This window comes from Acinetobacter sp. YH01019, from assembly GCF_013420285.1.
GTDB classification, from domain to species: Bacteria; Pseudomonadota; Gammaproteobacteria; order Pseudomonadales; family Moraxellaceae; genus Acinetobacter; species Acinetobacter gandensis.
On the sequence record NZ_VOYM01000103.1, the window covers coordinates 1 to 8104 of the forward strand.

Annotated in this window: 11 protein-coding genes, 1 pseudogene and 1 other annotated feature; of the genes and pseudogenes, 4 read left to right on the plus strand and 8 right to left on the minus strand. The window is 37.9% G+C overall.

Translation table 11 applies throughout. From position 1 onward, the window contains the following. Window positions 1-94: 94 nt before the first annotated feature. The 4 genes from FTT84_RS15900 to tatA all read right to left on the minus strand — a co-directional run bounded on the left by FTT84_RS15900 (window position 95) and on the right by tatA (window position 2967). Window positions 95-1311 (minus strand): IS3-like element ISAba34 family transposase gene (locus FTT84_RS15900; RefSeq protein WP_180081819.1). Its coding sequence is split into 2 segments (ribosomal slippage): window positions 95-1035 and window positions 1035-1311, totalling 1218 coding nucleotides; the frame shifts between segments, so codons are not numbered across the junction. Then, window positions 920-1036: a sequence feature (AL1L pseudoknot), on the minus strand. Its footprint overlaps the gene before it by 117 nt. 282 nt (window positions 1312-1593) lie before the next feature. Next, window positions 1594-2361, minus strand: coding sequence for a twin-arginine translocase subunit TatC (tatC, locus tag FTT84_RS15905; protein WP_002123494.1), 768 nt, complete (start codon window positions 2359-2361; stop codon window positions 1594-1596). Next, window positions 2362-2706, minus strand: a complete 345-nt coding sequence (gene tatB / locus FTT84_RS15910) for a Sec-independent protein translocase protein TatB (RefSeq protein WP_002123497.1) — start codon at window positions 2704-2706, stop codon at window positions 2362-2364. Between the two features lie 33 nt (window positions 2707-2739). Further along, the gene (tatA, locus tag FTT84_RS15915) at window positions 2740-2967 is read right to left on the minus strand and encodes a Sec-independent protein translocase subunit TatA (RefSeq protein WP_002123495.1); all 228 of its coding nucleotides are present in this window, start codon (window positions 2965-2967) and stop codon (window positions 2740-2742) included. 231 nt (window positions 2968-3198) lie between these two features. Between tatA and FTT84_RS15920 the strand changes: the two genes are divergently transcribed. Next, entirely contained in the window at window positions 3199-3654 is a 456-nt protein-coding gene (locus tag FTT84_RS15920; protein WP_005137838.1) for a hypothetical protein, read from the plus strand. Between the two features lie 120 nt (window positions 3655-3774). Here FTT84_RS15920 and FTT84_RS15925 read toward each other — a convergent pair whose 3' ends face one another. The 4 genes from FTT84_RS15925 to FTT84_RS15940 all read right to left on the minus strand — a co-directional run bounded on the left by FTT84_RS15925 (window position 3775) and on the right by FTT84_RS15940 (window position 6577). Next, window positions 3775-5382, minus strand: a complete 1608-nt coding sequence (locus FTT84_RS15925) for a hypothetical protein (protein ID WP_180081821.1) — start codon at window positions 5380-5382, stop codon at window positions 3775-3777. 343 nt (window positions 5383-5725) lie between these two features. Next, window positions 5726-5908, minus strand: coding sequence for a hypothetical protein (locus tag FTT84_RS15930; protein WP_249312399.1), 183 nt, complete (start codon window positions 5906-5908; stop codon window positions 5726-5728). 140 nt (window positions 5909-6048) lie between these two features. Further along, window positions 6049-6342 (minus strand): type II toxin-antitoxin system RelE/ParE family toxin, encoded by a 294-nt coding sequence (locus FTT84_RS15935; protein WP_000221358.1) that lies wholly within the window; start codon window positions 6340-6342, stop codon window positions 6049-6051. Then, entirely contained in the window at window positions 6332-6577 is a 246-nt protein-coding gene (locus tag FTT84_RS15940; RefSeq protein WP_000246756.1) for a type II toxin-antitoxin system RelB/DinJ family antitoxin, read from the minus strand. Before FTT84_RS15940 ends, FTT84_RS15935 begins: the two co-directional genes overlap by 11 nt. A 166-nt stretch (window positions 6578-6743) precedes the next feature. Here FTT84_RS15940 and FTT84_RS15945 point away from each other — a divergent pair, with 166 nt between their 5' ends. The 3 genes and pseudogenes from FTT84_RS15945 to FTT84_RS15955 all read left to right on the plus strand — a co-directional run. After that, window positions 6744-7172 (plus strand): organic hydroperoxide resistance protein, encoded by a 429-nt coding sequence (locus FTT84_RS15945; protein WP_005108699.1) that lies wholly within the window; start codon window positions 6744-6746, stop codon window positions 7170-7172. A gap of 6 nt (window positions 7173-7178) precedes the next feature. Continuing rightward, window positions 7179-7610 carry a MarR family winged helix-turn-helix transcriptional regulator gene (locus tag FTT84_RS15950; RefSeq protein WP_005108698.1) on the plus strand — a complete coding sequence of 144 codons (432 nt, stop codon included), beginning with the start codon at window positions 7179-7181 and terminating at the stop codon, window positions 7608-7610. Window positions 7611-7700: 90 nt separating this feature from the next. Further along, a pseudogene (locus FTT84_RS15955) lies at window positions 7701-8104 on the plus strand (transposase); the annotation flags it as partial.

Genomic DNA, 8104 nt, shown 5'->3' on the forward strand with positions numbered 1-8104 from the left:
TTATGCAACAAACTGGTTGTGGCATTACAACCATGAAAGACCACATCAAGCTAACAAAGGAAAGCCACCTCTAATGGCTGCTTAACCTCTACTTTTAACTTCGGTTATTTATGGGAGGATTACCATAGTACATTGCTTCAAACTCAAAAGGCGATACATAACCCAATGCGCTGTGTACACGCTTTTTGTTGAACCAATCTACCCAATTTAATGTCGCAAGTTGTACATCCGCTAAACCTTGCCAGTCTGCTTTTAAATATTCAATCACCTCTGTTTTGTATAACCCATTCACTGTTTCAGCCAAAGCGTTATCGTATGAATCACCGGTCGTACCGACTGATGCTCGTAAATTTGCTGCTTCTAAACGATTGGTATAGCGAATTGAAAGATATTGAACACCTCTATCTGAATGATGAATCACATTCTTAGGCATACCTCGGTCATGCAATGCTTGCTCTAGTGCATCGAGCACCATGTCTGTATTCATACGTGTTGATACTTTCCATCCAACAATCGCTCGTGAGAACACATCAATAATAAAGGCGGTATAGACCCAGCCTGAATGAGTTTGAATATACGTGAAGTCACCGACCCATAGTTGGTTTGGATAATCAGCAGTAAAATTACGTTTCACTAAATCATCCGCTCTTTTTTGATCATCTCGGCTACGGGTGGTGTATTTATTCTTCCCACGCCAAACACCCTGTATACCTAGCTTCTTCATCAAGCGAACCACTGTACAGCGTGCAATAACATAACCTTCACGTTTCAGTTGTTGCCAAACTTTACGTACACCATATCGACCTGAACTTTCTTTCCAAATTCGTTTAATTTGTTCAGCATGATGCAAATCATGTAGATCTCGCTTTGCTCGATGTTCTGGGTTTTCAGCAATATCTAGTGTTCGATAATAGGTAGAAGCTGAGATCGGTAAAATCCTACAAATCGCCTCAACACCATATAACGCCTTATTGTTATGGATGAAATCCACCATTATTTGTGTGGGCGGTCGAGCTCCGCCTGGGCGAAAAAAGCGGCTGCTTTACGCAGAATTTCATTGGCACGCTTTAATTCTTTGATTTCACGTTCCATTTGCTTCATTTTTTCTTGATCAGAGATCTGTTGTACTTTGATAGGATTTTGCTCATCTAAATGCTTTTGATGCCAAGCACGAAGTGTTTCAGGAGTACAACCAATCTTAGGCGCAATAGCTGTGATCGCAGCCCAATTAGATGGATAGTCTTTTTCAGATTCAATCAATAATTGAACCGCTCTTTCTCTGATTTCAGGGGTATATTTTAATTTGGTCATCGGAACATTCTCTCAGAATACTGAGTCTCCGACAAACCCGGTACGGTTCAAATTAGCCCCAAAGACTTATTACCAGATTAAAATAGTTTTTTGAACGACACATTTAGTCGCAGAACCTATTATTTTTCTGATTGGCTTAGTTTTAGAATTTTTGTTTTGCCAAGTACTTCCTGTACTTTAAAATCATCATGCAAAACTTTATACAGAGCCTAAACAATAGAAATTCAGCCATGAATGGCACAACTAGCTTACTAGTTCTACCACTCATACTTTGACTTACAATTAAGCAGTTTGTGGCGTTTTGGACTTTTCGATAAAACGCCCAAACATCAACCCAATCTCAAAAAGTAGCCACATCGGAATCGCCAACATTACCATACTAAGAGCGTCTGGTGGCGTAATAAACATCGAAACAAAGAAACAGCCAACAATCACATAACGTCGATTTCGAGTCAGTGTTTCCACGGAAACTAAGTTCACCAAAATCAATAATAATGTCGCTACAGGCACTTCAAAAGTTACCCCAAAGACCAAAAATAATTTCAAGCAAAAACTCAGATAGCTATTAATATCAGTCATTGGTGCAACTGCCTCGGGTGCTGCATGTAAGAAAAATGCCAACACTGCAGGTAAAGTTATAAAGTACGCAAACGAGATACCAACATAAAATAATACAATACTTGATACGAGCAATGGTACTGCAATACGTTTTTCTTGCTTATACAAAGCTGGCGTGATGAAAAGCCAAATCTGGTACAGAATGTATGGCATCACCACGATTACTGCGATAAAAAAGCTGAGCTTAAATGGTGCCATAAATGTCGTGGTAATATCCGTGGCAATCATGGTCGCATCTGCAGGAAGCTGTAAACGCAAAGGCTTTGAAAGCACTTCATACAAGTCATTGGCAAATGGAATCATGCTAAAGAATGCGGCAAAAACCGCAATCAATATCCGCATCAAGTATTTACGCAGTTCAATCACATGCGACATCAATGGCATAGACTGCAACGGCTGATCACTTTGTTGAGTTTGTGAAGAAGCCATCATCTACTCTCCTATACTTTGTGCAGGTTGTTGAGCAGCTGGATTACTTTGCCCTTGTTGCGCTTTTGTACTCGCAATATCTTCAGCACTCTTTCTCATTTCAACCAACTGCTGTTGCATATCTCGTTCTACTGCACGGATTTGATCAAGTTCACGCTGAACTTGTTCTTTCATCTCGAGCAGATTGAGCTCCTTCTCAATATCGTGCTGCACGCTATGCATTAAGCGTCGAGCTTTTCCATACCATCGCCCTACTGTACGCATTGCTTGTGGTAACTTGTCAGGACCAAGCACCACAATAGCGACAATACCAAACAGTAAGATTTCACTAAATCCCATATCTAACATTGGTTAAACCACCTTTATGCCAAATGATGAAAATTACTTTTGCGTATGTGACGCATCTCGAACGGTATGACTAGACACATCAATCACCGAAGTATCTTCGGCAAGTAGTTTTTGATCTTGATCTTCATTTTTTACTGAATCTTTAAAATCCTTAACCGCACCACCTAGGTCACGACCCAGCCCTTTGAGCTTCGATGTACCAAAAAGCAAAACAACAATAATCAAGAACAATAAAATATGCCAAATTGATAGACCCGCCATTTCACAACCCTCACCTAAACAAAAAAATAACTTAAAATAAATACTACATCAAAAAACTTAAAAATAAATAAAAAATTAAAAATTAATTATTGTGTCGTCAAATTTTAATCAACCATTATCAGGAAAATTAATTCACACTTTTATTTTACAAGTCTTTATCTAAAACATATAGTAACTGATGCTTATTGAGCTTAACTACAGCTTTAGCTGTATACAATCGAGGATCAACGCATGAACAATACAATACTTACCACCTTATTATTTGCTTTATTATCATTAAGTTGTGCAAAGGCAAGCGATAGTGGCATATCACACAACACAAAGTACACGACTACTAAAAGCAGTATTATAGACAGCCAAAACCCTCCGAAAAACAATCAATCAGAAGGATATTCAAAAGCATATGAAAGGTGCATATCAGACCACAAACAAGGATTCAACCTTACAGTAGATTGTACGCAAAAAGAATTGGAAGATATTAATAATAAAATAAATAAAATATTAGATAATAAAAAACCTCACATAAATAAAAAAAGCATTCAATCTAAATATGAAAATTATGAAAGAATGATGTGCAATGATTTAATGAATACATCAAAATTGACTAAATCCAGCTCAATCACACGATCGCAGTGCAAACTTTCACTTCGTCAAAACTATTTAGATAATTTACAAAATATACTTTGACCACAGCGACTAGAATAACCACCAGAACAATAACTGAAACGGTGTTACCCCACTGTGGTTGAGATCAAAAACTGAGTTCAACCACGCATCTTATAAATTCCCAAAACGAATCAAGCAAATTTATGCAACAGCCGCTTCACAGTTTTCAGACTTCATTGCAGTGACCGTTTCTTGCGTCTTCAAGGTGTCAGTCACATCAACAGGCAAACTCCAAACCCGAACATTGGCTGGATTAATCTCATCAGTAATTGATGGCATCCCTGAATAACGTTCTGGATAAGTAAAATCTGTGCTGTTATCAACTGAAATCATCGTTGTAGATTGTCTTGAGCCATCAGCGGTCGTTCCAAGTGCAGGTAATGACAGAAGGTATGGTGCCCCTATTCGCTTATCATAAAAAATTTGCGAAACATTACTAAAATACTCATATTTGACTTGATATGGATTTTGATTACTTCCTTGAATACCATCATTATGAATGGCGTACTGTACCGTTGAAGCATCCTGATAGTTTTCTGCATCTAGACCAATACCAGCAGCAATTACAAAATCCAATTTAAACTCGGTATTTTTTAGCTGTGCCATGCGATACTTATCTGTAGTTGTACTGGCAACTGCGTAGTCCAAACAAATATTTATCCCAAATGGTAAGCCTTCAATCAGTTCATTATTAAATGTGGTATCCAATAATTGACGACCATAATCATCAAAAGCTTGAACTTTATCAGACGAAACTCGCTGGATTTTTACCACCAGCTTTTCCTCTCCATTTAAAGTACAAACATGTGCATAGTTCTCCAGATCAGGATTACTGGCATTATTACCAAGTTCATCCCCTCGATCACATCTTCTATCACCAATGAAGTCAATCCAAGACACAGTGCGTTTTGGCCAAACCATATATGCAGGGCGCTGATGCTCATCATTTAAAGACAGATTATGCACACATACCAAATGGTTCGTTGCTTCTAATATTGGATTTTGATCGGTGCTGGCATCACTGCCATCTTTGTTAAAAATATTCACTGATGGCTTTAACACTGCGATAGTTCCTGGGAGAAGTACCAGTTTTCCATAATCACATTCAGGAAACTTAGCAATCAAACTACGGACTTTCTGTGTGACGAGTTCTAAAAATAAATCTGCAACTACCAAGACTTCATCCGTATTCAAAAAATCAGTCCAAGGCACATTCCAATAAAATTCTGGAGCAGTAAAAAAGGTGACATCATAGTCTTGTGGTGGGCGCTCAGCAAAAGCAGTCAACATCCCTCGGTACAACAATACAAAACGATGATCGACCGAGCGTTTGACATAATCTACGATACTTTCCCAAGCCGTTTCAGTACCATCTTTATTGGTCACCAAAACTGAACCTGCTGTACCTTTACTTACTTTGCGACGTGCACGTAATTGCTCAAAAGAATTATATTCAAAGTTATAGATCCCCACATTCATCTTCACCGCATCTGGACTAATGATCGGCTCAGTACCTTGTTCGGGCTCAGTCTTTTCGCCTTGATCTGGAATTTGCGGTGTTGTATCTGGGTCAAACGGTGCAATCGGTATCACCACATCCGACTCAACCCCACCACCACCTCCGCCACCACCACAGCCAGTAAGCATGGATACCGCAGGCAAGGTCATTCCCCCAATCAAAATAGAGCGTCGAGTCAAGGGAGTATTTAAAATTGATTTTTGTAAGTTCACTTGTGGCTGTGCCATCATCATTTCCTCTAGGTTGGATTAAAACCGCCTAGATAAATACAATATCTATACCAATTTTATAAAATATGTAGAAATTATGAAGAACTTTGATTTTTTGAGCAAATAATCGCCGAAAATGATATTTATTGGTTTTTCTCTAATTTTGATAATACTCATGCTTTATGTACTTAAAATTTATTTTAATTCTGTTTTTATAACGCCCCCATATGATGCAACTAAGTTCATAGATGAACTAAAATATCACTACCCGAGCAACATTAATGCCACAATAGAATTCGAACCGATTCTCCCGCAATGGCTATTGTCGTTACTTCCATTTCAATGCGGTAATCCTCCTGTTTTTTCAGCACACATCAGTTGTTGTAGCGCTTTCAAAATCTGCCAAAATCATTCTTGGGTGATCATAAGGTGATTTAGGAATTTCAGTTGCTTTGACTGTGCCATTCTCTGCCATCAAACTTATACGGTTTTTATAAAAATGTATCCATATTGCTTTAGGATATTTTTTTAAATCGTCTCTTATCATTTTAGTTCTTAACTTGGATGTTCATTTAATTATAAATATATATTTTTTTTAATTTCAATTGGATAATTCTTAATTTATTCTAAAATTAACATAATACGCGTTATACGAAGTCAAAAAATGGGAGCTATAAGCTCCCATTTTTAGTCTTTAATGCGCTTTTTAGCTTCGTCATAAACTATGCTATCAGCTCGTTTCCCGACTGTGATGAGCAAGATAACTACCTGATCATCTTTAACTTGATAGACAAGTCTGACACCAGCTTTTAATAATTTAATTTTATAGCAACCTGCAAGATCGCCTCTCAGCATATTCTTTGGAATATGTGGCTGCTCTATGACTTTGGCTAGTTTCTTCTTAAATTGATCCCGTATAGCAACAGGGAGTTTTTCCCATTCTGCTGTAAAGTCCTTGTGACGTAAAAGCTTATAAGTCATCTAATGTGACTTCCTCAAACATCTCTTTAGGGTCATTAATGCGCTTACGGACAAGAGCTAACAATTCTTCATCTTCTTCTGAAAGCAAAGCTTTTTTGACAGGTAGTTTCCCAGTCGTAGCAACATACTCAAGAATACTAGTAAAGAAATCTGTAGGTGCAATACCTTGTTCTTTAAGGATGGAATAGGATTTTTCTTTAAGGGCTTCATCGACCCTGAAGTTAACAGTAGCCATCATATCTCCCAGTTATTTAATGTACTAGGAGTACTGTAATGCAAATTGCATTACAAGTCGACTTCGTATAACCGCCATTATGTTAAATCGCATATAAAAAAATTTGACATAAATTAAATTTTATACAATTATATTGCACACAATATATTATTTAAAGGTAATTAAAATGAGTAATCTTTATTCTACCCAAGTTAAAGCAATCGGTGGACGTTCAGGGAATATTCGTAGTGAAGATGGTATCTTAGAACTAAAATTAGCTTTGCCAAAAGAATTAGGTGGTCGAGGTGATGCAACGAATCCTGAGCAATTATTTGCAGCTGGCTATGCTGCATGCTTTGGAAATGCCGTGATCCATGTAACTCGTAGCAATAAAGAACATAAAATCCGTGATAACGATGTAGAAGTCCTGAGTACTGTTGGCATGGTTGCTAATGGCAATGGTGGATTTTCCTTAACAGTACACTTAGATGTCACTCTTTCAGGTATTTCACAAGCTGATGCAGAGAAGATCGTGGAACAAACGCATCAAGTATGTCCTTATTCCAACGCTATTCGAGGTAATATACAGGTATCGACCACTGTCTATACCAAATAAAAAGCTATGTCCAAGAATCAGCTTTGCCTAGATGAGCAACTATGTTTTCCTATTTATGCTGCATCTAATTTAATCGTAAAAGCTTATCGCCCTTTTCTTACACCTCTCGGACTCACTTATCCTCAATATTTAGTGATGTTGGTTTTATGGGAAAAAGAATGTGTAAGTGTGGGTGATCTTGGACAAATTTTACACTTGGATAGTGGGACACTAACGCCCTTACTAAAAAGAATGGAAAAGTCTGAACTTATTAATCGATCACGTGATCCTAATGATGAAAGAAGAGTCCTTATTTCATTAAAAGAAAAGGGTCGAGAGCTACGAGCTGCCGCAGAAATGATTCCTAAAGAGCTGACTCAAAGTATTCAACTTGAAAATTTAAATAAACTAAAAGAAGAATTAAAGTCATTGGTTAAAGTGTTATCAGAGAAAATTTAAGAAATCTTATTATCTGGTGGGTAATCCCCCCTAAAAATAAAAGGATCTAAAAGTAGAATTTTCTCTTAAGATACGAGCAGGAGATTCTGCATGAAAACATCTAAATTTACTGACAGCCAGATCATATCCATTTTAAAACAGGCGGAGTCTGGCACACCTGTAGCTACCCTTTGCCGTGAACACGGCATGAGTAATGCTACCTTTTATAAATGGCGTGCCAAATATGGTGGTATGGATACATCATTAATGGCTCGACTGAAAGAGCTAGAAGCCGAAAATACCAGACTTAAAAAGATGTATGCGGAAGAGCGATTAAAGGCCGAAATCATCCAGGAAGCGATGGCAATGAGCAGCACTGCTGCGCAAGGGTAAAGCCATCTTGCCGGCGTAAGATGGCACAACAGGCAGTTGCCCAGCATGCCATTAGTATTCGTTTGGCTTGTAAAGCATTTGGCATTAGTGAAACCTGCTACCGCTATCAAGCCAAACTCAGC